This is a genomic window from Delftia sp. GW456-R20 (genome assembly GCF_001622915.1).
Taxonomy (GTDB): domain Bacteria; phylum Pseudomonadota; class Gammaproteobacteria; order Burkholderiales; family Burkholderiaceae_C; genus Comamonas; species Comamonas acidovorans.
On the sequence record NZ_LWCN01000004.1, the window covers coordinates 2,225,441 to 2,248,174 of the forward strand.

19 protein-coding genes are annotated in these 22,734 nt (G+C 68.4%); 14 read left to right on the plus strand and 5 right to left on the minus strand.

Annotated features, from left to right (window positions below; translation table 11 throughout):
- Nucleotides 1-199: 199 nt before the first annotated feature.
- Nucleotides 200-1,531: an MmgE/PrpD family protein gene (locus tag A4F85_RS15230; RefSeq protein ID WP_063327061.1), complete on the plus strand. Its 1,332-nt coding sequence runs from the start codon at nt 200-202 to the stop codon at nt 1,529-1,531.
- A gap of 18 nt (nt 1,532-1,549) precedes the next feature.
- Here the strand turns inward: A4F85_RS15230 and A4F85_RS15235 are convergent, their stop codons facing one another.
- Nucleotides 1,550-2,191, minus strand: a complete 642-nt coding sequence (locus A4F85_RS15235) for an HD domain-containing protein (protein ID WP_063327062.1) — start codon at nt 2,189-2,191, stop codon at nt 1,550-1,552.
- A gap of 117 nt (nt 2,192-2,308) precedes the next feature.
- Between A4F85_RS15235 and A4F85_RS15240 the strand changes: the two genes are divergently transcribed.
- The 5 genes from A4F85_RS15240 (at nt 2,309) to A4F85_RS15260 (ending at nt 9,643) form a co-directional block, all read left to right on the plus strand.
- Nucleotides 2,309-3,292, plus strand: a complete 984-nt coding sequence (locus A4F85_RS15240) for a GlxA family transcriptional regulator (protein WP_012203805.1) — start codon at nt 2,309-2,311, stop codon at nt 3,290-3,292.
- Between the two features lie 150 nt (nt 3,293-3,442).
- Entirely contained in the window at nt 3,443-5,968 is a 2,526-nt protein-coding gene (locus tag A4F85_RS15245; protein WP_063327063.1) for a TonB-dependent siderophore receptor, read from the plus strand.
- 62 nt (nt 5,969-6,030) lie between these two features.
- On the plus strand, nt 6,031-8,199 hold the full coding sequence (locus tag A4F85_RS15250; protein ID WP_043825288.1) for a TonB-dependent receptor: 2,169 nt from the start codon (nt 6,031-6,033) through the stop codon (nt 8,197-8,199).
- A 107-nt stretch (nt 8,200-8,306) separates the two neighbouring features.
- Entirely contained in the window at nt 8,307-9,449 is a 1,143-nt protein-coding gene (locus A4F85_RS15255; protein WP_063327064.1) for a PepSY-associated TM helix domain-containing protein, read from the plus strand.
- Entirely contained in the window at nt 9,446-9,643 is a 198-nt protein-coding gene (locus A4F85_RS15260; RefSeq protein WP_063327065.1) for a hypothetical protein, read from the plus strand. Before A4F85_RS15255 ends, A4F85_RS15260 begins: the two co-directional genes overlap by 4 nt.
- Nucleotides 9,644-9,673: 30 nt before the next feature.
- Here the strand turns inward: A4F85_RS15260 and A4F85_RS15265 are convergent, their stop codons facing one another.
- Together A4F85_RS15265 and A4F85_RS15270 are read right to left on the minus strand one after the other, a co-directional pair.
- A complete protein-coding gene (locus A4F85_RS15265) occupies nt 9,674-10,453 on the minus strand; it encodes a response regulator (RefSeq protein ID WP_063327066.1) in 780 nt (259 codons plus the stop codon).
- A complete protein-coding gene (locus A4F85_RS15270; RefSeq protein WP_012203799.1) occupies nt 10,450-11,088 on the minus strand; it encodes a response regulator in 639 nt (212 codons plus the stop codon). The genes A4F85_RS15265 and A4F85_RS15270 overlap by 4 nt, the downstream gene beginning before the upstream one ends.
- 113 nt (nt 11,089-11,201) lie before the next feature.
- On the opposite strand from A4F85_RS15270, the gene A4F85_RS15275 reads away from it, so the two are divergent.
- The 6 genes from A4F85_RS15275 (at nt 11,202) to A4F85_RS15300 (ending at nt 19,276) form a co-directional block, all read left to right on the plus strand.
- On the plus strand, nt 11,202-11,573 hold the full coding sequence (locus tag A4F85_RS15275; protein WP_012203798.1) for a response regulator transcription factor: 372 nt from the start codon (nt 11,202-11,204) through the stop codon (nt 11,571-11,573).
- A complete protein-coding gene (locus A4F85_RS15280; RefSeq protein ID WP_082848217.1) occupies nt 11,573-12,505 on the plus strand; it encodes an ABC transporter substrate-binding protein in 933 nt (310 codons plus the stop codon). The genes A4F85_RS15275 and A4F85_RS15280 overlap by 1 nt, the downstream gene beginning before the upstream one ends.
- Before the next feature lie 24 nt (nt 12,506-12,529).
- Nucleotides 12,530-15,058, plus strand: coding sequence for a sensor histidine kinase (locus A4F85_RS15285; RefSeq protein WP_063327067.1), 2,529 nt, complete (start codon nt 12,530-12,532; stop codon nt 15,056-15,058).
- Nucleotides 15,059-15,184: 126 nt separating this feature from the next.
- Nucleotides 15,185-15,745 carry an RNA polymerase sigma factor gene (locus tag A4F85_RS15290; protein WP_013803880.1) on the plus strand — a complete coding sequence of 187 codons (561 nt, stop codon included), beginning with the start codon at nt 15,185-15,187 and terminating at the stop codon, nt 15,743-15,745.
- Nucleotides 15,742-16,806: a FecR family protein gene (locus A4F85_RS15295; protein ID WP_063327068.1), complete on the plus strand. Its 1,065-nt coding sequence runs from the start codon at nt 15,742-15,744 to the stop codon at nt 16,804-16,806. Before A4F85_RS15290 ends, A4F85_RS15295 begins: the two co-directional genes overlap by 4 nt.
- 88 nt (nt 16,807-16,894) lie before the next feature.
- The gene (locus tag A4F85_RS15300; RefSeq protein ID WP_063327069.1) at nt 16,895-19,276 is read left to right on the plus strand and encodes a TonB-dependent siderophore receptor; all 2,382 of its coding nucleotides are present in this window, start codon (nt 16,895-16,897) and stop codon (nt 19,274-19,276) included.
- 167 nt (nt 19,277-19,443) lie between these two features.
- On the opposite strand, the gene A4F85_RS15305 is transcribed toward A4F85_RS15300, so the two are convergent.
- Both A4F85_RS15305 and A4F85_RS15310 read right to left on the minus strand, forming a co-directional pair.
- A complete protein-coding gene (locus A4F85_RS15305; RefSeq protein WP_063327070.1) occupies nt 19,444-20,586 on the minus strand; it encodes a hypothetical protein in 1,143 nt (380 codons plus the stop codon).
- 93 nt (nt 20,587-20,679) lie between these two features.
- Nucleotides 20,680-20,940 (minus strand): hypothetical protein, encoded by a 261-nt coding sequence (locus A4F85_RS15310; protein WP_049801454.1) that lies wholly within the window; start codon nt 20,938-20,940, stop codon nt 20,680-20,682.
- Between the two features lie 282 nt (nt 20,941-21,222).
- Between A4F85_RS15310 and A4F85_RS15315 the strand changes: the two genes are divergently transcribed.
- Entirely contained in the window at nt 21,223-22,410 is a 1,188-nt protein-coding gene (locus A4F85_RS15315) for a muconate cycloisomerase family protein (RefSeq protein ID WP_063327071.1), read from the plus strand.
- Between the two features lie 28 nt (nt 22,411-22,438).
- The gene (gene catC / locus A4F85_RS15320) at nt 22,439-22,717 is read left to right on the plus strand and encodes a muconolactone Delta-isomerase (protein WP_034390814.1); all 279 of its coding nucleotides are present in this window, start codon (nt 22,439-22,441) and stop codon (nt 22,715-22,717) included.
- Nucleotides 22,718-22,734: the final 17 nt, after the last annotated feature.

Sequence of the window (22,734 nt, forward strand, 5' to 3'; positions counted from 1 at the left end):
AAGCGGGTTGACGATGGCCTGGATCATTGGCTCCAGCCCGCCGCTCAAGTTCTTCCAATCACGCCTCAAGACATGACAAAAGGATATGTCTATCGCGCCGGCGCACCGCTATCGTGAAAGCCTGCATCGTTGCACCAACCAGCCCCGCCCAGCCCCACCCAGCCCCGCCCGCCACCCTCACTCCCAACAAGTCCACGCCATGTATGTCAGCGAAACCCTGGGCCACTTCGGCGCCCGATTCCAGCAAGCGCCTGTCGAGGCCAGCGTTCTCCACCATGCCCGACGCGCCGTGGTGGACTGGTATGCCGCTCTGATCGCCGGCTACGGCATGGACCCCACGCCACGGCTGGAACGCGCCATGGCCGAAGACCTGGACCGGGGCGGCGCACGGCTGGCCCTGGGCCGGCGCGCCACCGCCCGGGCGGCGGCGCTGATCAACGGTACGGCCTCGCATGCAGCCGAGGTGGACGACATCTTCAAGCACGCCATCTACCACCCGGGCGCACCCACCATCTCGGCGGCCCTGGCGGTGGCGCAGCAGCAAAGGGCCAGCGGCCTGCAATTGCTGCAGGCCGTGATTGCGGGCTACGAGATCTCCACCCGCATAGGCCAGGTACTGGGACGTGCGCACTACCGCTACTGGCACAACACGGGCACGGTGGGCAGCTTTGGCGCTGCTGCGGCGGCGGCCTGTCTGCTGGGGCTGGATGCGCAGCGCTTCACGCATGCGCTGTGCACGGCGGCCACCTTTGCGGCGGGACTGCAGCAGGCCTTCCAGATGGACTCCATGTCCAAGCCGCTGCACGCCGGTCGCGCGGCCGAGGCCGGCGTCGCCGCAGCACTGATGGCCGGCCAGGGCGTGACGGGATCGCTCGATGTCTTCGAAGGCGCCATGGGCCTGGGCACGGCCATGAGCGATGCGCCTGATTGGCAGCCTGTGCTGGCGGACCTGGGCCAGGTCTTCAACATCGCTGCCATGACGTTCAAGAACCACGCCTGCTGCGGCCACACCTTCGCGCCCATCGACGGCGCCCTGCATCTGCAGCAGGTGCATGGCTTCGCTGCCGACGACATCGCACAACTGCAGGTTGCCACCTATGGCCCGGCCCTCACCGTGGCCGGCAACCGCGCACCACGCACGGCAGCCGAGGCACGCTTCAGCATTCCCTACGTGGTGGCCCATGCGCTGCGCCGGGGCAGCGTGCGGCTGGCGGCCTTCGACGATGGCCATCTGGACGATGCACAGACCCGCGCGCTGATGCAGCGCATCACGCTGGAACGGCACCCCGAGTTGGACCGCCAGTTCCCGGCGCAACGCGCCGCGCAGGTCCGCATCACCCTGCGCGACGGCAGTGTGCATGCCTGGCTGCAGCCCACGCGCAAGGGCGATCCCGACATGCCGCTCAGCGACGCCGATCTGCAGGCCAAGCTGGCCGAGCTGGCCGGACCCGTGCTGGGCGCGGACCGGCTGCGGCAGGTGACCGAGCGGCTGTGGACGCTGGACCAGGCCGCAGACCTCGATGGCTTGTGACGCGGGGCCTGCGCCTGCTCAGCCGGGCCAGGCCGAATGGCGGATCACGCTGCAGAAGTTCATCGGCCTGAAAGCCGGCTCCTTGTCCGCCAGCACATCGGCCTTCACGTTGCCGAAGGTGGTCTGGGGCTTGTGCCGGATGCCGTCGTAGAAGGCCTGGATGATCTCCTCCTTGAAGCGCGGACCGCGCGGATGGGCCTGCACGATGGCCTCGCGCTGGGCATCGGCGTAGTCGCCGTAGGTCAGTCCCAGCACATCCATCTCCACCCCGGCCGTCACCAGGGAGATGACGGGATGCATGAACTCGGGAATGCCGGGCGTCGTGTGCAGGGCAATGGCCGTCCAGACCAGATCGATGTCCTGCGCGGCGATTCCGTGGCCCCGCAGAAATTCGCGGGCTGCGTTGGCGCCATCCACCTCGAAGCGGCAGCAATCGCTGCTGTGCCGGTGCGTGAGGCCCATGTCGTGGAACATGCAGCCGCAGTACAGCAGCTCGGGGTCGAACGCCAGGCCACGCCTGGCGCCCGCGAGGGCGCCGAAGTAGTAGACGCGACTGGAATGGTGGAACAGCAGCGGCGATGCCGTGTCACGGACCAGTTCCGTGACCTCGCGCGCAAGCCGGCTGTCGGGGATGCGGATTCCGTCGATATCGAGACGCATGGGTGGCTCCTTTCAAAGTGCTCGATTCGATTCTGGGGATACACTGCCACGTCATCAATCGACGCATACCGTCGATTTCTGCCATTTCACGCGCGATGCGGACACCGGGGCTTTTCCATGACAAGAACGATTGCGATCCTTGCGCTGCAAGGCGTCCAGCTGCTGGATGTCTCGGGACCGCTGGACGTGTTCGCGCAGGCCAACGCAGAACTGGGCCGCCCCTTCTATGCGCTGAAGGTGGTGGGCCGCGACCATGCGCCCATCCACAGCTCGTCGGGCGTGCGTCTGGTGCCCGACTGGGCCATGGGAGATGCGCTACCCCGGCTGGACACGCTGCTGGTCGCAGGTGCCCCCCATGCCATGGACATGCTGCTGGGCGAGCCCACGCTGCAATGGCTGCGCACCATGGCCAGGCAGTCCAGGCGCTTCGGATCGGTGTGCTCGGGCGCGCTGTTCCTGGCGGCCGCCGGCCTGCTCGACGGCCGGCGGGTGACCACGCACTGGGCCGTGGCCGACACGCTCAGGCACGCCCATCCACGTACCACCGTGCTGGACGACGCGCTGCATGTGCGCGATGGCAAGCTGCGCACCTCGGCCGGGGTCACGGCAGGCCTGGACCTGGCCCTTTCGCTGGTGGAGGAGGACTGCGGGCGCGAAGTGGCGGCCCGCGTGGCTTCGCAGCTGGTGATGTTCTTCAAGCGTCCCGGCGGCCAGCTGCAGTTCAGCCGCAAGGGCCATGCGGGACCGGCTGGCCGCTCTGCGCTGCAGGAAATACAGCGCTGGGCCGTGGCGCATCCCGCGCAGGACCTCTCGGTGCGTGCGCTGGCTGAGCGCGCCGGTCTCAGCGCGCGGCATTTCGCGCGGCTGTTCCAGGCGGAAGTCGGCGTGACGCCAGCCGCCTGGGTGGAAACCATGCGCGTGTCCGCAGCCCGTGAACTGCTGGAGGCCGGCCATGACGCGCCCAAGCAGATCGCGGCGCAGTGCGGCTTTGCCAACGCGGACACCCTGCGCCGCAGTTTTTCCAAGCACCTGGGCATTTCTCCAGCCATGTACCGGCGTCACCAGGGCGCGGCCCCCGAAATCCCGGGCAGAGAAAAATAAAAACATAGCGGCCAGTCTTTGCCTTATCTAACGATGAAGGCAAAAACAAGGTCCGAATCCAGGCCAAGGCGCAAAAAAAGTTCAGCCGAACTTGCAGGATGGGCAAGGCTTGTTCGGCATACGGGGAGTCACACCACTTTTCCCACCCCCATGCCCCGCACCCACCCCCACCAGCCCCAGGACGGCCTTGCAGCCGAACGGGGCTGGCCTGCGTCCATGGGGATGGCTGGGGTGGCAGCGGTGCTGGGGGTGGCGATGCTGGTTGCCACGGCAGCGGACTGCGTCCATGCGGCGCCGTCCGCCCAGGCCGGCCAGGCAGCCCAGCGCAGCTTTTCGATTGCGGCCGGCCCTCTCACGCATGTGATCGCGCAGTACGCCAACCAGGCTGGCGTTGCGCTGTCGTTTGATGCCGCGCAGCTGGGCCGGCTGCAGTCCCCTGGGCTGCAGGGCAGCTATGGCGTGGAAGACGGTTTTGCCAGGCTGCTGCAGGGCACGGCGCTGCAGGCGGTGCGCGAGTCCAGCGGCGTCTATACGCTGCGGCCGCTGCCAGCGGCGGCCTCGGGCACGGGCGGGCAGACGCTGGGCACGGTCACGGTCCGGGCCACGGCGCCGGCCAGTGCCACGACCGAAACCTCGGACAGCTACGCGGCCAGCCTGGTCACGGGCTACAAGGGGCTGCAATCGGTGCGCGATATTCCGCAGCCCGTGACCGTGCTCACGCGCCAGTGGCTGGACGAGCAGGCCCTGCCCGACCTGCATGCCGTGCTGGAGCACACGCCGGGCGTGACGGTGGAGTACATCGACAGCGAGCGCATCGCCTATTACTCGCGCGGCTACCAGATCGATTCGCTGCAGGTGGACGGGCTCAATGTGAACCAGGTGGCCTCGGCCTCCACCTTCATCCAGCCCGATACGGCCATGCTGGACCGCGTGGAGGTGCTGCGCGGCGCCACGGGCCTGCTGCGTGGCGCGGGCTCGCCCTCGGCCATGGTGAACATGGTGCGCAAGCGGCCCACGGCGCAATGGCAGGGCTCGGCCGCGCTGACGCTGGGTTCCTGGGACCGCCAGCGCCTGGAGGCCGACCTGTCCGGCCCGCTGAACGCAGCCGGCACGCTGCGCGGCCGGCTGGTGGCGCTGGCGGACGACAAGGCATCGTTCCAGACCGCGCGCAAGGAAAAGCGCCTGGGCCTGTACGGCGTGCTGGAGGCGGACCTGGGGCCGCGCACCACGCTCACGGCCGGCCTGCAGCACACGGACCTGCAGGCCACGGGCTCCTGGGGCGGCCTGCCCGCCGCTGCCGACGGCAGCCAGCTCGGCCTGCCGCGCAGCACCTACCTGGGCACGCCCTGGAATACCTGGGACCGCCACAACCAGCAGGCCTTTGCCGAGCTGGAGCACCGGCTGGACAGCGGCTGGCAACTGAAGGCCCAGGCCGCGCACACGCGGTTTCGGTCGGACGGGTTCAAGCAGGCTTCGTTTTCCAGGGCCAGCGACAGCAATCCCTATCTGTTCGACGTGAGCACCTCCATCTATGGCGGCGACGGCAGCACGCAGAACGCGCTGAGCCTGCTGGCCAGCGGCCCCTTCGAGGCCCTGGGCCGCAGGCACGAGCTGTCGCTGGGCGCCGACCTGCAGCGCATCCGCAGCACGGGGGCCACGGGCTACTGGGGCGTGAGCCCGCTGCGCAATGTGGACATCCGCGGCTGGAATCCGTACACCAGCTACCCCGAGCCGTTCTACAGCGAGGGCAACGGCAACGCCTATTCATCGCCCGTGTCCCACATCCACCAGTACGGCGGATTCGCGCGGGCCCGGCTGTCGCTGACCGACTCGCTCACCGCCATTGCCGGTGCGCGCCTGAGCTGGTGGAGCTATCTCGAACCCGGCAATGCCCAAAGCGGCTACAGCGTGCGCCGCGAGCTGACGCCCTATGCGGGCCTGGTGCATGCGCTGTCGGACACGCTCGACGCCTATGCCAGCTACAGCGAGATCTTCAGCCCCCAGGACAAGAAGGCCGCCGACGGCAGCATCCTGGCGCCCGCCCGGGGCGAGGACCTGGAGGCCGGGCTCAAGGGCAGTTTCATGGACGGCCGGCTGCAGGGCAGCGTGTCGGTGTTCCGCATCCAGCGCGTGGGCAGCGCCATGCAGGACACGGCATCGGCCATGCCCTGCCTGCCGTACTACCCGACCAGCCACTGCTTCATGGCCGGCGGCAAGAGCCGCAGCCAGGGCTGGGAGCTGGAGCTGTCCGGGGAGCCCGCGCCAGGCTGGCAGGTGCTGGCCGGCTACACCTACACCCAGGCCAGGTACCTGCGCGACGCCTCCGAGGCCAACGTGGGCCAGCCGCTGCGGCCCGTGGACCCGCGCCATGCGCTGCGCCTGTTTGCCAGCCACCGCTTCAAGGGGCCCTTGCAGGGATGGACCGCAGGCGCCGGCGTGCGGCTGCAAAGCGATGCCTACGCCAGCGTGGGCGATGTCACCACCCGCCAGGGTGGCTATGCGCTTTTTGACGCGCTGCTGGCCTACCGCCTGGACGACACCTACTCGCTGCAGCTGAACGTGAGCAACCTGCTGGACAAGCGCTACTACGCCAAGTTCTCGCCCAACACCACCTACTTCAACAACTACTACGGCGATCCGCGCAACGTCACGGTGTCGCTGCGCGCTCGCTTCTAGGGCCACGGCCGGCCTGCCCTCCTTTCCCGGCTTTTTCTTCCCGTTTTTTCCAACCTTTGCACATGACTGCCATGACGCACCACAGCACTCCTGCGGACTTCCGCTTCGCTCCCCACCCCCTCACGCGCCTGATCCGCCAATGCCTGGGCGCCGGCCTGGCCCTGGCCGCCGTGGGCGTGGCGGCCCAGACGGCCGAGGGCCCGGCCCTCAAGGAGGTGACGGTGAGCGACCAGGCCGAGGCCATTGGCGGACTGCAAAAGACCTATGCCGGCGGCCAGATCGCGCGCGGCGGCGACCTGGGCATCCTGGGCAAGACCGACCAGATGAACGTGCCCTTCAGCACGACCAACTACACCTCGGAGCTGATCGAGAACCAGCAGGCGCTGACCATCGCCGACGTGGTGATGAACGACGCCTCGGTGCGCACCCTGCAGGCGCGCGGCGGCTATGGCGATGACTTCCAGGTGCGGGGCTTTTCCCTGTCCATGCGCGATGTGTCGGTGAACGGCCTGTACGGCCTGTCGCCCTCCACGCGCCTGCCGCTGGAGGTGATCGAGCGCGTGGAAGTGCTCAAGGGCCCCGGCTCGCTGACCAATGGCGTGGGTCCCAGCGGCAGCATCGGCGGCAGCATCAACGTGGTGACCAAGCGCGCGGGCGACGTGCCGCTGAACCGCCTGACCGCCACCTACATGGGCAAGGCCCAGTTCGGCACCCACCTGGACGTGGGCCGCCGCTTTGGCGAAGACAACCAGTGGGGCGTGCGCGTGAACGGCGTGTGGCGCAATGGCGAAGGCAACATCGACGGCGGCCGCCAGCGCCTGGGCCTGGCCTCGGTGGGCCTCGACTACGAAGGCCAGGGCCTACGCTGGTCGCTGGACGCGCTGACCACCAGCGGCAAGACCACGGAATTCCGCCCGCAAAGCGCCTTCCTGGCCGGCATCACCCAGGTGCCCGCCGTGCCCGACAGCCGCACCAACTTCAACCCGGGCACGGAGCTGCTGGACAAGGCCAAGACCGTGATCTCGCGTGTGGAATACGACATCAACGCCAACACCTCCGTCTACGGCGGCGTGGGCTACAGCGATGTGTCCAGCGACCAGAGCTTCCCCACGGCCGTGCAGCGCATCGACTCGCTGGGCAACTTCACGGTGCGCAACGGCTTCTACGACGAGTTCAACAAGACCACCTCGGCCGACGTGGGCCTGCGCACGCGCTTCAAGACCGGCGCCATCGGCCACACCGTGGTGGCAGCGGCCAACTACATGGACCGTGAGAGCGGCTACTTCTACCAGCTGACCACCAAAGCCGTCCCCTCCAACATCTACAACCCCTCGCCCCTGCCTGCCATCGACTTCGTGCGCGGCGCGCCCACCAAGAACGCCGAGCTGACGCAGCACAGCCTGGCGCTGGCCGACACCATGGCGCTGTTCAGCGACCGCGTGCTGGTGACCGTGGGCCTGCGCGACCAGACCATCGACCAGAAGAACGCCAGCGGCACCACGCTGTACAAGGCCAGCGCCGTGACGCCGCTGGCCGGCGTGGTGTTCAAGCCGCAGAACAATGTCTCGGTCTACGCCAACTACACGGCAGGCCTGTCGGCAGGCGGCACGGCCGGGCCCAACACGGCCAATGCCGGCCAGGTGTTCGCGCCGCAGAAGTCCAAGCAGTACGAAGTGGGCGTGAAGGTGGACTGGGGCCGCATGACCACGCAGGCCGCGCTCTACCAGATCCAGCGCCCGGGCTCCATGACGGACCCGGTGACCAATGTCTACAGCTTCGGCGGCGAGACGCGCAACCGCGGCCTGGAGCTGACCGCCTACGGCGAGATCCAGAAAGGCCTGCGCCTGCTGGCCAGCGCGGCCTTCAACAACGCCAAGCTCTCGCGCACGGCAGGCGGCGTGAACCAGGGCAACGATGCCAACGGCGTGCCCGAGCGCACCTTCAACCTGGGCCTGGACTGGGATACGCCCTGGGTGGAGGGTCTGAGCCTGAACGGCCGCGTGATCCACACCTCGTCCATGTACTACGACGCGGCCAACATCCTGCGCATGCCCGGCTGGACACGCCTGGACCTGGGCGCACGCCTGCGCACCCACGTGGCCGGCAAGCCGGTGGTGCTGCGCGCCAGCCTGGAGAACGTCAGCAACAAGAGCTACTGGGTGACTGCCGCCGGCTACACCACCACGGGCGCGCCGCGCACGCTGATGCTGTCGGCACAAGTGGACTTCTAAGCCCCCGGCCCCCGGCCACCGGCAACCGCCCCGCCCCCGACATGGCGCCGGGGGCGCGGTGATGGCGGGGGCCCCAGGCCCCCTTCTGTCAGAGAAAAAAACACCCCATGCAAAGCCACACGATCAAGACCTGGGCCTGGTTGCACAAATGGAGCAGCCTGGTCTGCACCGTCTTCATGCTGCTGCTGTGCCTGACCGGCCTTCCGCTGATCTTCCACCACGAAATCGGCCACCTGCTGGGCACCGAGGTGGAGGCCCCGCCCATGCCCCAGGGCACGCCCCATGCCAGCCTGGACAAGGTGCTGGAGGTGGCCCGTGCCCAGCACCCGGACCGCGTGGTGCAGTTCGTCTCCAAGTCCGACGACACCGATGACCTCTGGTTCGTCACCATGACGCCCACGCCGGCGCCCACGGACGATTTCCGCTCCGTGGTCATCGATGCGCGCACAGCCGAGCTGCTGGCCCAGCCGCGCTTCGACCAGGGCTTCATGTGGGTCATGTTCAAGCTGCACGTGGACCTGTTCGCGGGGCTGCCGGGCAAGCTGTTCCTGGGCCTCATGGGGCTGCTGCTGCTGATCGCCATCGTCAGCGGCGTGGTGCTGTACGCGCCCTTCATGCGCAAGCTCGATTTCGGCACCGTGCGCCGCACGCGCCAGCCGCGCCTGAAGTGGCTGGACCTGCACAACCTGCTGGGCATCGTCACGCTGGTGTGGCTGTTCGTGGTGGGCGCCACCGGCATGATCAATACCTGGGCCGACCTGCTGATCAAGTACTGGCAGCATGACCAGCTCAGCAGCGTGCTGGCGCCCTACCAGGGCCAGGACACGGTCCCGGTGGCGGAGCGCGCCTCGCTGCAGCAATCGCTGCAGGCCGCCCAGCAGCAGGTGCCAGGCACCAAGCTGTACTTCATCGCCTTCCCCGGCACCACGTTCTCCAGCCCGCACCACCACACCTTCTTCCTGCGTGGCAACGAGCCCCTGACCTCGCGCCTGTTCCTGCCCGTGCTGGTGGACGCCAAGAGCGCCCAGGTCACGGCCGCGCCCGCCCTGCCCTGGTATCTGACGGCGCTGCTGGTGTCCCAGCCGCTGCACTTCGGCGACTACGGCGGGCGGGCCATGCAGATCCTCTGGGCGTTGCTGGACATCGCCAGCATCATCGTGCTGGGCACGGGCCTGTACCTGTGGGTCAAAAAGGGCAAGAGCGTGCCGGCCCCGCAACCCGCGCCGCGCGGCAAGGAGATCACGGCATGAGCGGCGCGCAACACCGGGGCTTTCTCGCCCTCTGGGGCTGGCCCATCGCACTGGGCGTGCTGACGGCCATCGGCCTGGTCTCGGCCCTGTTCAGCGACGGCGGCCTTGGCGACATGCTGGCCGGCGTCTGCCTGGCCATTCCCACGGCGGCAGGAATCTGGCACGGCTGGGTGCGGCGCAGCCCGCCGCAATGACGACTGGATGGCGGGATGGCGGGCGCGGTGTCAGCCGCGCCGGGGCCGCTGGCCCGCGCCGTCCAGCATTCCCAGCAGGGCCGCGCCCAGTTGCCGCCAGGCATCGGTGGCGCCCGCCCAGTCGCTGGCCAGGCAGGCCTGCTCCAGCGTCTGCGCCAGGCCGCTGGCCTGCTCGTGCCCCAGCAGGCGCAGCACGCTTTTGAGGTTGTGCGCCAGCCGGCGCAGCGCCGCGGCATCGCGCGCGGCCAGCAGGTTTTCGCCCAGCGCCACATCGTCGGGCAACTGCGCAAGACAGCTGGCGCGGTAGCTGTGGAACAGGGCGGCATCGCCGCCGAAGTAGCTGGAGACGGCGGCCGGTCCGCCATCCGCCGGCACATCCGCCGGCATATCCGCATCGGCAGCCTGCACGCTGGCCGGCGCGGGCGAGCCGGCCGGTTGCGCCGCCAGCACCGATTCCACGCAGTCCACCAGTTGCGCCACCGACACGGGCTTGCGCAGCACGCCCCAGACCTGCAGTTGCTCCAGCCGCAGCGCCACGTCGGCCCGCACGCCGGCGCTGAAGACCACGGCGCTGCAGCCTGCCTGCGGAGAGCTGCGCAGCCATTCGATGAGCTCGACCCCGGAGGCGCCGGGCAGCATCAGGTCGGTGATCAGCAGGGCAAAGGGCTGGCTCTGCAGCAGGCTCTGCGCCTGCTCCGCACTCGCGCAGGACACCAGGTTGAGGGGCATGCCCTCCAGCGCCAGCGTGACGAATCGCGCAATCGAGGCATCGTCCTCCACCAGCAGGACCGCAGGATGGGCCGGATTCACGCTGCCTGCCTGCCCAGCAGTTCGCCCAGCGCCTCGGGCAGCTCCTGCACGAGCTGGGGTTTGTGGATCACGCGCGCGCCGCCCAGCGCAAAGGCGTAGGCCTCGCGCTCTGCCGCATCCAGCGAGGTGACCACCAGCAGCTTGCAGCGCGCGAACTGCTCATGCGTGCGCAAGGTGGTGATGAGGGCGGCGCCGTCGATGTCGGGCAGCAGGATGTCCACCAGCAGCACGTCGGGCTGGATCTGCCCGTACAGCGCCATGCCGGTGATCCCGTCGTGCGCCACGTGCAGTTGCACGTCGGGAAAGTGGCGCTGCACCAGCAGGCGCACCAGGTTCTGGAAGTGCACGGAGTCCTCGATCAGCAGCACGCGCGGGCCCGTGCCGGCCTGCGCGGGAGCGGGCGCCGGGGCCGCCGCTGGCGCCCCGGACGTGGTGGCCGCATCGCCCTGCCTGCCGCGCCAGCGCTCCACGGAGGCGCGCGTGATGCGCCGATGCCCCCCGGGGGTCTTCCAGGCCTCCAGATCGCCGCGATCGACCATGAGCTGAACCGACCGCACCGCCATGCCCAGCAGCTTGGCCACCTCAGCGGTCGTGTAGTGCGGAATTTGGCCTGGTGGGGTGCTGTTCTCGGACATGGCAGCAATTTTGCATCAAATACGATTAAAAAATTCAATACAAATTTGATGAATTTGATATTTATGATTGAATCCAACGCAGAACCCTTCAACTGCGTTGCGAAAGGCCCGCCATGAAGAAGATACTGATCGCCGAAGACCAAGCCGACATCCGCAAGCTGTTGCGCATGACGCTGGAGTCCAGCGCATACGAAGTCATGGAGGCGCCGACCGGTGACGAAGCCTGGGCCCTGGCCCAGCGCAGCCAGCCCGACGTGGTGCTGCTGGACATGATGATGCCGGGCACGCTGGACGGCCTGGAGGTGTGCTGCCGCATCAAGACCTCCTACGACCTGCGGCACACGCGGGTGATCCTGCTGACGGCCCGGGGCAGTGCGCAGGACCGCGAGGCGGGCTTCAATGCCGGTGCCGACGAATACCTGCTCAAGCCCTTCAGCCCGAACCGGCTGCTGGAGACCCTGGCCAGTCTTTACAGGAGCGACTGATGACGATGCACACGCAGGCCGCCGCGGGCCGATGGCAGATACCGTCCGGGAACGCCGCGCGCCTGTCCGCGCTGGCGCGGGCCGCCGTGCAGGCCGTTGTGCAGGCCGTTGTGCTGCCCGCTGTGCTGCCCGTTGTGCAGGCGCTGCTGCTGACACTGGTTCCGGTCTGGGTGGCGGTGCTGGCCCTGGGGCCTGGCGCAGCACGGGCCGGCGAGGTGCTGGACCGCGTGGCCAGCAGCCACACGCTGAAGGTCTGCATCTGGCCCGACTACTACGGCATCACCTACCGTGACGCACGCACGGGCAGGCTCACGGGCATCGACGCGGAGCTCTCGGCAGAGCTGGCCAAGGACCTGGGCGCGCGGCTGCAGCATGTGGACTCGTCCTTCTCGCGGCTGGTGCCCGACCTGCTGGAGTCGCGCTGCGACGTGGCCATGTTCGCCGTCGGCATCCTGCCGCAGCGCCAGCAGCAGCTGCGCTTCACCCAGCCCTACCTGAGCAGCGATATCTACGGCATCACCACCAAGAGCAACCCCGCCGTGCGCAGCTGGGCCGACATCGACCAGCCCGGCGTGCAGGTGGCCGTGCAGCGCGGCACCTTCATGGAGCCGGTCATGCGCGAGTCGCTCAGGCATGCGCACCTGGTGCTGGTGGAGCCGCCGCAAACCCGCGAAAAGGAACTCATGGCCGGGCGCGTGGACGTGTTCATGACCGACTACCCGTACAGCCGCAAGCTGCTGGACAGCTCGGACTGGGTGCAGCTGATCGCGCCGCCCCAGCCCTTCCATGTGCTGCCCTACGGCTATGCGGCCAGCCCTGCCGACGCCCAGTGGCTGGCGCGCCTGAACCAGTTCGTCTCGGACATCAAGCGCGACGGCCGCCTCGCCAGGGCCGCGCGCCACAACGGCCTGACCGCCATCGTCGCGCCCTGAAACTTCCGATGGAGCACCTTCATCATGTCTGAACGAGCTGCCGCGCATCATTTTCTCGGAGCCCGGCGCAGTGCCCACATCAAGGCGCTGGTGCTGACCTTTGCACTGTGCGTGCTCGCCGGACTGGTGCTCTTCGTCTGGAGCCAGCTGCATGCCGATGCGGACCAGAGCAAGTCCCAGGCCTCGCTGCTGGCCCGCGTGCTGGAGGACCAGACGGCCAAGACCTTCGAGAACACCGAAATGGCCCTGGCCAGCCTGGCGCACAACCCGGCCATCGTGGCCGCAGGCAGTGGGCGCGGCACGCGCGAGGCCGCCATGGCCCTGCTGATCGCCCAGTTGCCCTACCTGCGCAGCATGGCGCTGATCGACGACAAGGGCCTCATCCTGGCCAGCACCCAGGCCGGGGAGGCCGGCCAGCAGATCAACACGCAGGATCTGCTGCACGACAAGGCGGCCGTCCTCATCCCCGGCAAGCCCCAGCTGGGCCGGCTGGTGCCCGGCCGCAGCCTGTCGTCGCTGGCGCCACGGGCACATCCGACGCCGCGCGGCGTGTCCTTTCTGCCGCAGTTGCTGACCTTCCACCAGGACAACGGCATGCCCGCCGTGCTGGTGGCCCTGATCAATCCCGACGCCGTGGCCAACTTCTACCAGTCCACGCTGGAGACCCTCAGCTACGAGGCCGTGCTGCTGACCTATGACGGCCGGCCCCTGGCCAGCACCAATGAGGGCACGGGCGTGCAGGCGGCCGCCGCGCTGCAGACGCCGCTGTTCCAGGAATGGCTGCCGCACAGCGAATTCGGCTCTTACATCGGCGCGGGCATGCTGGGCCGCCACCAGATCGTGTCGTTCCGCACCGTGCGCAACTGGCCCCTGCTGCTGGTGGTGGAGGAGCCCTATGCGGCCATGGTGGCGCGCTGGCGGGACAACGCCTTTGCCTTCTTCGTGGCCGGCGTGGCCCTGCTGGCCCTGGTGCTGGGACTGAGCTGGTCGGTGCTCAAGGCCCGCAGGGTCCAGAAGTCGGCACTGCAGGCCATGGAGCAGGCACAGGCGCGCCTGGCGCGCAGCGAGCATGAGATGGCCGTGCTCATGCGCAGCGTGCAGGAGCTGATCTTTCGCACCGACAGCCAGGGACTGCTGACCTTCGTGAACGCGCGCTGGGAGCAGCTGACCGGCCAGCCCAGCGCCGAGGCCGTGGGCCAGCCGCTGGAGAACATCGTGGACGGCTCGTACCTGGCGCAGATCCAGGCCCTGCTCGATCCCCTGGCCCGGCTGGCACCGCGCAACTGCCAGGCCATGTTCCGCCTGCCGGGCAACCGGGAGATGCTCTGCGACATCGCCGTGGTTCCCCTGCTGCGCGACGGCCGGCTGGTGGGCTTTGCGGGCAGCGCCGTGGACGTGACCGCCCGCTGGAAGGCCCAGCAGGAACTGCAGACCCAGCTGGCCTTCCAGCATCTGCTGTTCGAGACCACGCCCCTGCCCATGCTGGTCACCGACGCGGACCAGCGCGTGGCCCTGGTCAACAAGGCCTGGGAGGACTTCTTCGGCCGGGGCCGCTACGCCGTGCTCGGCCACGAGATCAAGGGCCTGCACGCGCGCGACGATGCCCTGCTGCAGATGCGCAGCAACCAGGTCGTGATGCGCTCGGGCCAGCGCATGATGGTGGAGGCCCGGCTGCCCCATGTGGACGGCAGCTACCGCGATGTGCAGATCTCCAAGGCAGCCGTCAAGAATGCCCAGGGCCAGATCACCGGCGTGCTCAGCATTTTTGTGGACGTGAGCGAATTCCGCGCAGCCGAGCATGCCACCCGCGAAGCCCGCGACGCGGCCGAAGAGGCCTTCCGCGTGAAATCGGAATTCGTGGCCAACATGAGCCACGAGCTGCGCACCCCGCTGCAGTCCATCATGGGCTTTGCCGAGCTCGGCGGCCTGCGCTCGCGCGGCAATCCCGCCATGGCCGACATGTTCAACGACATCCACGAGGCCGGCATACGCATGCTGGCCCTGGTCAACGACCTGCTGGACGTGGCCAAGCTGGAAAGCGCCGTGGGCACCATCCACGTGGAGCGCACCGACCTCAGGAGCCTGATCCGGCCCGTGGTGCGCGAGCTGGAGCCGCAGCAGCAGCAAAAGCTGATCGACCTGCGGCTGGAGCTCGACGACACGCCGCTGATCGCCAAGGCCGACCCCGTGCGCTTCCAGCAGGTGGTGCGCAATGTGCTGGCCAATGCCATCAAGTTCTCGCCCATCGGCGGGCGCATCGATGTGCAGGGCCGCATCGATGAACAGGGCGATATCTGCATCGCCGTCTCCGACCAGGGACCGGGCATTCCGCCGCAGGAACTGGACAAGATCTTCCAGCCCTTCGTGCAGTCCAGCAAAACCCGCAACGGCTCGGGCGGCACCGGCCTGGGCCTGGCCATCTGCCGCAAGATCATCGACGCCATGGACGGCACCATCGCCGCCAGCAACCGCTCCGAAGGCGGGTCGCTGTTTCGCATCACCCTGCCCTGCCGCACCGGCGCATCGGAGACGCGGCCGGCGGAGCTGCTGTAGCGGAGCCAGACAGGGCAGAGCGCGCGTGGGCATTCGGCAACAAATGAGAAAAAGTCTCATTTAGAATGCCGCAACCCTGCTCCCTGAACCTGCCGGTCGGCACGCCCGGCCTCCATTCCCGTTCGTATGACACGCCATCCGACTCCCGCAGCCTGGCTGGGCCTGGACCTGCGCTGGGCCTACGGCAGCCTGCTGCCCGCCATCTGGCGCAGCACGCGCTGCATCCACCGTGCGCAGGATGTGCTGCATGACGCCTTCGTGCGCTACGCCCTCAGCGGCAGGCATGAAGGCATCGCCCAGCCGCACGCCTATCTGCGCGTGGTGGCGCGTACCGTGCTCGCGGACCAGATGGCGCATGAACGCCGCTTCGTGCCCCTGCCCGACCTGGCAGGCGAGCCGGACTCCACGGCCCCCGGCAGGCGCGCGGACGCCATCGCCGTGCAGGAAGCATTCACCGCGCCTTCCGCCGAGGTGCTGGCCGATCTGCAGCAGCGCCTGGCCGCTGCGCAGCGGGTCATCGAAGGGCTTCCCCCGCGCTGCCGCGAGGTGTTCTGGCTGTGCAAGGTGGAAGGCCATTCCCAGCCCAGGATTGCCGCCACGCTGGGCATCAGCCTGAACATGGTGGAGCGCCACCTGATGCGCGCCCTGCTGGACCTGCGCGCCGCGCGCGAGCTGCTCGCGCCATGACCACGCCGCGCGAAGAGGCCGCGCGCTGGTTCATACGCATGCACCGGGATGCGGGAGCGCAGCCCGGCGCCGCCGACGCCGCCGCCTGGCGCACCTGGATGGACGCCGACCCGCGCCACGCCGCCGAATACGCCGCCTTCGAGGCGCTGTGGCAGGACTTCGACTCCACGCCCCGCACCGAGGCCCTGGCCACGGCCGTGAACACCGCCGCACGCCAGCGCCGCAACACGCGCCGCGCAGCCATCACCCGCGGCGTGCTGGGCGTTGCCGGCCTGGGCACGGCGGGCCTGCTGGCATGGCGCGGCTGGCTTGAATGGCAGGACACCACCGTGTTCGCCCTGGCCCGCGACAGTGCGATTGGTGAACGCATCGTGCTGAACCTGCCCGACGCCAGCGTGCTGACCCTGGGACCGGCCAGCCGCATCGCCACGCGCTACACGCGCCGCCAGCGCGCCGTGGTGCTGGAGCGGGGCGAGGCCCTGTTCGACGTGGCCAGGGATGCAGACCGCCACTTCACCATCGACGCAGGCCAGGCGCGCATCACCGTGCTGGGCACGCGCTTCACCGTCAACCGCCTGCCGGGACTGGTGCGGGTGAGCGTGGAGCATGGCACGGTGCGTTTGGCGGTGAAAGGTGCTGAAGGAGCACCGTCCCTGCTGCTGCAGGCTGGCGAAGTGGGGGAACTGCCGGACGAAAGCGCCGGTGCCGCCCCCGGTGCCGCACCCGGTGCCGATGGCGACCACGCCAGCCCCCACCCCCGTCGCGTGCAGCGCGATGCGCGCGACAGCTTCTCGTCCATCGAACGCGGCCTCATCGTCTTCGACAGCGCCGGGCTGGGCGAGATTGCGGCCACGCTGTCGCGCTGGCGCCGCCAGCCCGTGCGTGCGGCCGTAGCCGACGGCACGGGCGGGCCGCGCATCACGGCCGCCGTGCAGCGCGCCGATGTGGAGAGCTTCCTGGACGCGCTGCCGCGCATCGCCGCCGTGCGCGTGCAGGAGCGCGACGGCGCCACCTGGCTGGCCCCGCGCAGCACGGCGCCGGAAAAAATCCGGAAAAACTGAAAAAAAGCGGCCAACACACATCAGGGATCCGGCGGGCTGCCCCGTCATACAGGCGAGCACAACCGATACCCAGGAGAACGTTCCCGCCATGCCCGCCCGCCCTCTTTCCTCCCGCCCGGCACGCGCCTGCCTGTCCCTGCTCGCCTGCGCGGCGGCACTGGCCTGCGCGCCAGCCCTGGCCGCCCCTGCCGACATCGACCTGCCGGCCCAGCCGCTGTCCGACGCCATCAAGGCCCTGGCGCGCGCCACCGGCACCAGCATCGCGGCCGACAGCGCCCTGCTGGCAGGCAAGACCGCGCCCGCCGTCCAGGGCCGCCTGGAGCCGGCCGAGGCACTGCAGCGCCTGCTGGCCGGCAGCGGCCTGCAAGCCTCTGCCCAGCCCCAGGGCGGCTGGCTGCTGCGCCCCGCCCCGGCGCGCCCGCAGACCGCGCTGGACGAAGTGCGGGTGACGGCCACGGCCCTGCGCGACGGCCGCACGGAAGGCACGGGCAGCTACCGGGAGCCCTATGCCAGCGCGGCCACCAAGATCGAGCTGACGGCGCGGGAGACGCCGCAGTCCGTGTCCGTGATCTCGCGCGCGCAGCTCGATGACCAGAACTTCGTGGAGCTCACCGAAGCCGCCAAGGTGGTGCCCGGCATCGTCGTGCGCCGGCAAAGCAGCACGGGCGGGCGCAGCGACATCCTCTCGCGCGGCTACCAGTCGTCCACCTACCAGTTGGACGGTCTCACCGTCAGCGGCAACCCGGCCACCCAGGAAACGCTGGACCTGGCCCTGTTCGACCGGGTCGAGGCCCTGCGCGGGCCGGCCGGGCTGTTCTCGGGCGCGGGCGAGCCCAGCGTCATGCTCAACCTGGTGCGCAAGCGCGCCCTGCCGGACTACCAGGGCCAGGGCGCCATCGGCCTGGGCTCGCGGGGCCGCAAGCGGGCCGAGGTGGATGTCACCGGCCCGCTGTCCGAAGATGGCGGCCTGCGTGGCCGGGTGGTGGCGCTTCACGAGAACTTCGGCAGCCCCGTAATGGCCATGGACGGCCACAAGCAGGCGCTGTATGGCACGGTGGAGCTGGACATCACTTCCCAGAGCACGGTCTCGGTGGGCGCCACCTGGCAGCGCGGCCGGGGCAACTACGACACCGGCCTGCCCGCCCACGCCGACGGCAGGCTGGCCCCCATTCCGCGCGACGTGGCCATTGCCGCCGATTGGGGCCGCGCCGCGCCCGAATCGCTGGCCGGCTTCATCGAGTCGGAGACGCGGCTCGACGGCGGCGGCCTGTTCAAGGTGGCCGCACGCCGCGTGCTGCGCCAGCAGCGCGACAAGTACATCAACGGCTACTCGGCCGTCTCGGACACCGGCATCAGCCGCTTCACCCAGGCCCAGACCGTGGACCGCGACTACGCCGACACCACGGCCGACATCTACTACAGCACGCCCTGGCAATGGGCCGGGCAGACGCACCATTTCATCGCGGGCGCGGACTACCGCAGCTCCAACATGCACCTGCGCATGCTGCGCGGCGCCATGAACACGCCGGCCGACCTGTTCCACTACGACCCCTCCTCCATCCCTGAGCCCAGCTTCAAGCCCTTTGCCGACGACATCACGCGCACCAGCCTGCGCGGCGTCTACGGCCAGTTGCGCATCAAGCCCACGCAGGCCCTCACCCTGGTGGCGGGCGCGCGCAAGAGCTGGTGGAAGACAGAAACCTCGGATCGGCTGCAGAACACGCGCTCGAGCTACGAGGTCGATGGCCAGTTCACGCCCTTCGGCGCCGTGCTCTTCGATCTGAACGACAGCTGGACGCTCTACGCCAGCCAGTCGCGCATCTTCCAGCCGCAAAGCGGGCGCCTGGCCGGCGGCGGCCAGATCGCTCCGCGCGAGGGCCGGCAGGTGGAGGCCGGCATCAAGGGCAGCCTGCTGGACGGACGCCTGAGCGCTACCGCCGCCATCTACCGCATGCAGGACACCAACCGCGCGCTGGCCGATCCTGGCGATGCCGCCTTCGTCATCCCAGCAGGCAAGGTGCGTTCCGAAGGCTTCGAGGCCGAAGTGGTCGGCTCGCTGTCGCCGCGCTGGGACGTGGCGGCCAGCTACGCCTACATGCGCTCCAAATACCTGCAGGGCACCGTCACGCAGACGGGCACAGACTTCAGCACCATGTCACCGCGCCACAGCGTGAACCTGTGGGCGCGCTACCGCGTGGCCGGCCCCGTGGCCCAGGGGCTGGAGCTGGGCGCGGGCGTGCGCGCCGTCAGCGAGTTCTACGACACCCTGGGCGCCGTGCGCTGGCGCGCGGGCGGCTACGGCGTCTGGTCCGTCTATGCCGCCTACCCGCTCACCCCCAAGGTCAAGCTGGCCGTGAACATCGACAACCTCTTCGACCGCGTCTACTGGGAGCGCGTGGGCACGGCCACGCGCAGCAACTACTACGGCCTGCCGCGCAGCATCATGGTCACGCTGCGCAGCAGTTTCTGAAGGTGCCCAGCCGCGCGCCGAGCCACCCTGTCAGCCCGCCATGCAACCCAAGCCTCGCGGCAAGGAGGTGGCAACATGGGCGGCGCGCGGCACCAGAGCCTCCTGCCCACCTGGGGCTGGCCATCGCCCGGGGCATTTCCATGGTGGCAGACATCTGGTACAGAAGGCTAGGGCGCGGACACCGAGCTCGCCGAGTGCCTGCCTCTGGCACCATAGGCTGGTCCGGACACCGGGCCGCAACCTGAGGCAGGCAGGCTATGCACGATGCGACGGGTGGTATTCATCGGCACATCGCTGCGTGCGGCATTGCCGGTAGCCACCTGGTATCCGGTGATGGCCGTGTGCAGTTCACCGCCGGGCTGGCACGATGGCAAGCCCACGCTGTCACAAAAGCCAGCCACGGTTTCGGGAATAGGCTCTCCGCGCAAGAAGGGCAGATTGGGCCTGGCGGCGAAACGATTGAGCGCCTGCGTGATATCTATCCAGCGATACAGCAACTTGACTTGCTCGATGCGCTCATACGCCTCCTTGTCCAAGGGTGCCAGGCCATCGATGAAATGCTGGGCCAACAGCGTGCCGGAAGCAGCGATGCGGCCCGTGAACTTTTCATCTGCCGGCGTTTCCCCGGGAACGACACTGACACCGCGCAGCCATGCGGCGGCTCCGGGCTCAAGCGCCTCGAATGCTGCATCGACCTGCTCTCTCAGGCCATGGGCATCGGCAAGCCGCGCTGCTCGCGCCAACGGCCAGTTCCAATAGCGCCCTGAACTCACGTCGACCAGGCTGCCGGCCGCCTTTGTCAGCGCCAACTGGACCTCTCGTATGGCCCGCCCTCTACGGCCCTGCGGTGAATTGCGCAAGGTATCCCACGATGCAAGCTCCTTTTCGCTGAACGCGTGCTTTGCCAGAACCGGGAGCATTTCGCGCACGGCTACCGAATAGGGCTCCGGCGGCAGATCGGAATATGCTTCGCCTGTCATCCAGCGCAGGACTTCCGTGCTTGCCGCAACCATTGCTGGCGCAGCTTGCTGGGGAAACTTCCGATCCAGTGCAGTGCAGCGATCCAGCAGCAGTACACGGCGCGCATTGTCGTGAGCCATCAACCAGAGATCTACACCGTACGCCATGTTTTCCCGCATGGCAGCCGAGCCATCCAGGCCATGGGGAACCTGAACGGACAGTGCCTGGGCCTGCGCTGGACTCGCTGCCACCAGGCAAGAAAGCAGCGGCACAATGGCCGCTGCATACAGGGATGCACACGCGGTGTGCAAGCTGCGCATGCCGAATGTGAAGCGCTTTGTATTTTGCATTCCTGCATTCTCGGCCAATTGCACGTGCCCTCCGTCCACATCATCGCTTGGTTTCCTGCGTTGCGGCCTCTTCTTCACGATCAGGATGCCGCTTCACTTGATCATCTGGCAAGCCACTGCCGAATTGAAGCGGATGCTCTTTCCTGAATTGCCGATGTGCAATTCATCGGCCGAGCCCACCATCAAGGTGGTCTTCTTGCTGGTCTCCTTGAAATAGGAAGCCTCTTCCGTGCTCGCGAATTCATTGATCTTGCTCACGCCCAGTTTTTTGGCCATCTGCTTGCCGGATTGCCTTTTCAGATAGACCGAGATCTTTTTCTCGCCATCGGAATCCGTCACATCGGCCGCCAGCACTTCATCGCCGAATCATCGCGCCAGACTGCGCACTGCATCACCGCAATTCATCCGCTCCTGCATTGGCTGCAGGGTCAGGCGGGTTTGCCGCTGTCTGCTGCCTCCCCTGGCGCAAGCGCTCCAGTGCAGCCTGCAACATCCCACCGGCCCGGCAGCATCTAGAGTGACGGCACACCGTCGGCACGACGGATTGCCACACGCACTCAATTCATCGATTTCATCGAACAATTCCTGGAAAATAATTCACTGGAACAGTGCAATACATGCCACTACGCTTGTGGCATGCAAGACCGTTTCCTGATCGAGCGCATCGAGGCGCGGATCCTCGACATTCCCACCATCCGTCCGCATAAGCTGTCGTTCGGCTCCATCAGCCGGCAAAGCCCGGTGATCGTGCAGCTGTGGCTGCGCAATGGCGCCACGGGCTTTGGCGAGGCCGCCACCATCGGCGGCCCGTCGTGGAACGAGGAATCGCCCGAGAGCATCCACCATGCCATCACCAACCACCTGGCGCCCAGCCTGATCGGCCAGGACGGCGCGCGCTTCGAGGCCTGCCTCTCGCGCATGGACCTGGCCTGCAAGGGCAATGCCTTTGCCAAGAGCGCCGTGGAGATCGCGCTGATGGACGCCGTGGCGCGCAGCCTGCAGTTGCCCGTGTGGCAGTTGCTGGGCGGCAAGCAGCGCGACAGCCTGCCCCTGGCCTGGACGCTGGCCAGCGGCGATATCGAGCGCGACCTGGCCGAGGCCCATCTGCGCCTGGAACAAAAGCGCCACCGCATCTTCAAGATGAAGATCGGCGCGCGCACGCCCGAGGCCGACGTGGCCCATGTGAGCGAGATCGCGCGCGGCCTGCAGGGCCGCGCCACGCTGACCGTGGACGTCAACCAGGCCTGGGACGGCGCCACGGCGCGGCGCTTTCTGCCGCAGCTGATCGATGCCGGCGTGACCCTGATCGAGCAGCCCGTGGCCGGCTGGAACGTGCCCGCGCTGCGCGAGCTGACCGCCACGCTGCAGGGCGCCCTGGTCATGGCCGACGAGAGCGTGTGCACGCCCTACGACGCCATGCGCCTGGCGCGCGAGCAGGCCAGCCATGTGTTTTCGCTCAAGGTGGCCAAGCACGGCGGCCTGCTGCGCACGCGCAAGGTGGCGGCCATTGCCCAGGCGGCCGACATCGGCTGGTACGGCGGCACCATGCTGGAGACCTCGATCGGCTCGGCCGCCTCGGCCCATGTCTTTGCCACGCTGGGCGGGCAGCACTACAACTGCGAGCTGTTCGGCCCCCAGCTGCTGGTGGACGACATCGTCACCGAGCGCATGGCCATCAGCGACTTCGAGCTGCAACTGCCCGACGGGCCCGGCCTGGGCTTGGAGATCGACCTGCAGCAGCTGGACCGCTTCGACCGCGCGCTGGCCGGCAGCCAGCCGCAGCACTTCGACATGGGGCAGGCCCGGACCGGGGCTGCGACCTGAATTCCTTTCATTCCTCCTGGAGACAAACATGCTTTATCTGGTCCGCATGGACGTGAAGATCCCCCACGACCTGCCCGCCGACGTGGCAGCCGAGATCAAGGCCCGCGAGAAGGCCTACTCCCAGCAACTGCAGCACGAAGGCCGCTGGCCCCACATCTGGCGCGTGGTGGGCGAGTACGCCAACTACAGCGTGTTCGACGTGGCCTCCAACGACGAGCTGCACGAGCTGCTGCAGGGCCTGCCGCTGTTCCCCTACATGGACATCCAGGTCACGCCGCTGGCCCGGCACCCCTCGGCCATCGCCTGAGCACAGCCCAAACCAAG

What these genes read in the sequence shown, in the direction of transcription:
- A4F85_RS15255 (WP_063327064.1), top strand. Translation starts at nt 8,307, where the DNA reads ATGCAAAGCCACACGATCAAGACCTGGGCCTGGTTGCACAAATGGAGC.
- A4F85_RS15235 (WP_063327062.1), bottom strand. Translation starts at nt 2,191, where the DNA reads ATGCGTCTCGATATCGACGGAATCCGCATCCCCGACAGCCGGCTTGCG.
- A4F85_RS15315 (WP_063327071.1), top strand. Translation starts at nt 21,223, where the DNA reads ATGCAAGACCGTTTCCTGATCGAGCGCATCGAGGCGCGGATCCTCGAC.
- A4F85_RS15270 (WP_012203799.1), bottom strand. Translation starts at nt 11,088, where the DNA reads ATGTCCGAGAACAGCACCCCACCAGGCCAAATTCCGCACTACACGACC.
- A4F85_RS15260 (WP_063327065.1), top strand. Translation starts at nt 9,446, where the DNA reads ATGAGCGGCGCGCAACACCGGGGCTTTCTCGCCCTCTGGGGCTGGCCC.
- A4F85_RS15295 (WP_063327068.1), top strand. Translation starts at nt 15,742, where the DNA reads ATGACCACGCCGCGCGAAGAGGCCGCGCGCTGGTTCATACGCATGCAC.
- A4F85_RS15245 (WP_063327063.1), top strand. Translation starts at nt 3,443, where the DNA reads ATGCCCCGCACCCACCCCCACCAGCCCCAGGACGGCCTTGCAGCCGAA.
- A4F85_RS15290 (WP_013803880.1), top strand. Translation starts at nt 15,185, where the DNA reads ATGACACGCCATCCGACTCCCGCAGCCTGGCTGGGCCTGGACCTGCGC.
- A4F85_RS15275 (WP_012203798.1), top strand. Translation starts at nt 11,202, where the DNA reads ATGAAGAAGATACTGATCGCCGAAGACCAAGCCGACATCCGCAAGCTG.
- A4F85_RS15230 (WP_063327061.1), top strand. Translation starts at nt 200, where the DNA reads ATGTATGTCAGCGAAACCCTGGGCCACTTCGGCGCCCGATTCCAGCAA.
- A4F85_RS15240 (WP_012203805.1), top strand. Translation starts at nt 2,309, where the DNA reads ATGACAAGAACGATTGCGATCCTTGCGCTGCAAGGCGTCCAGCTGCTG.
- catC (WP_034390814.1), top strand. Translation starts at nt 22,439, where the DNA reads ATGCTTTATCTGGTCCGCATGGACGTGAAGATCCCCCACGACCTGCCC.
- A4F85_RS15250 (WP_043825288.1), top strand. Translation starts at nt 6,031, where the DNA reads ATGACTGCCATGACGCACCACAGCACTCCTGCGGACTTCCGCTTCGCT.
- A4F85_RS15300 (WP_063327069.1), top strand. Translation starts at nt 16,895, where the DNA reads ATGCCCGCCCGCCCTCTTTCCTCCCGCCCGGCACGCGCCTGCCTGTCC.
- A4F85_RS15285 (WP_063327067.1), top strand. Translation starts at nt 12,530, where the DNA reads ATGTCTGAACGAGCTGCCGCGCATCATTTTCTCGGAGCCCGGCGCAGT.
- A4F85_RS15305 (WP_063327070.1), bottom strand. Translation starts at nt 20,586, where the DNA reads ATGCAAAATACAAAGCGCTTCACATTCGGCATGCGCAGCTTGCACACC.
- A4F85_RS15280 (WP_082848217.1), top strand. Translation starts at nt 11,573, where the DNA reads ATGACGATGCACACGCAGGCCGCCGCGGGCCGATGGCAGATACCGTCC.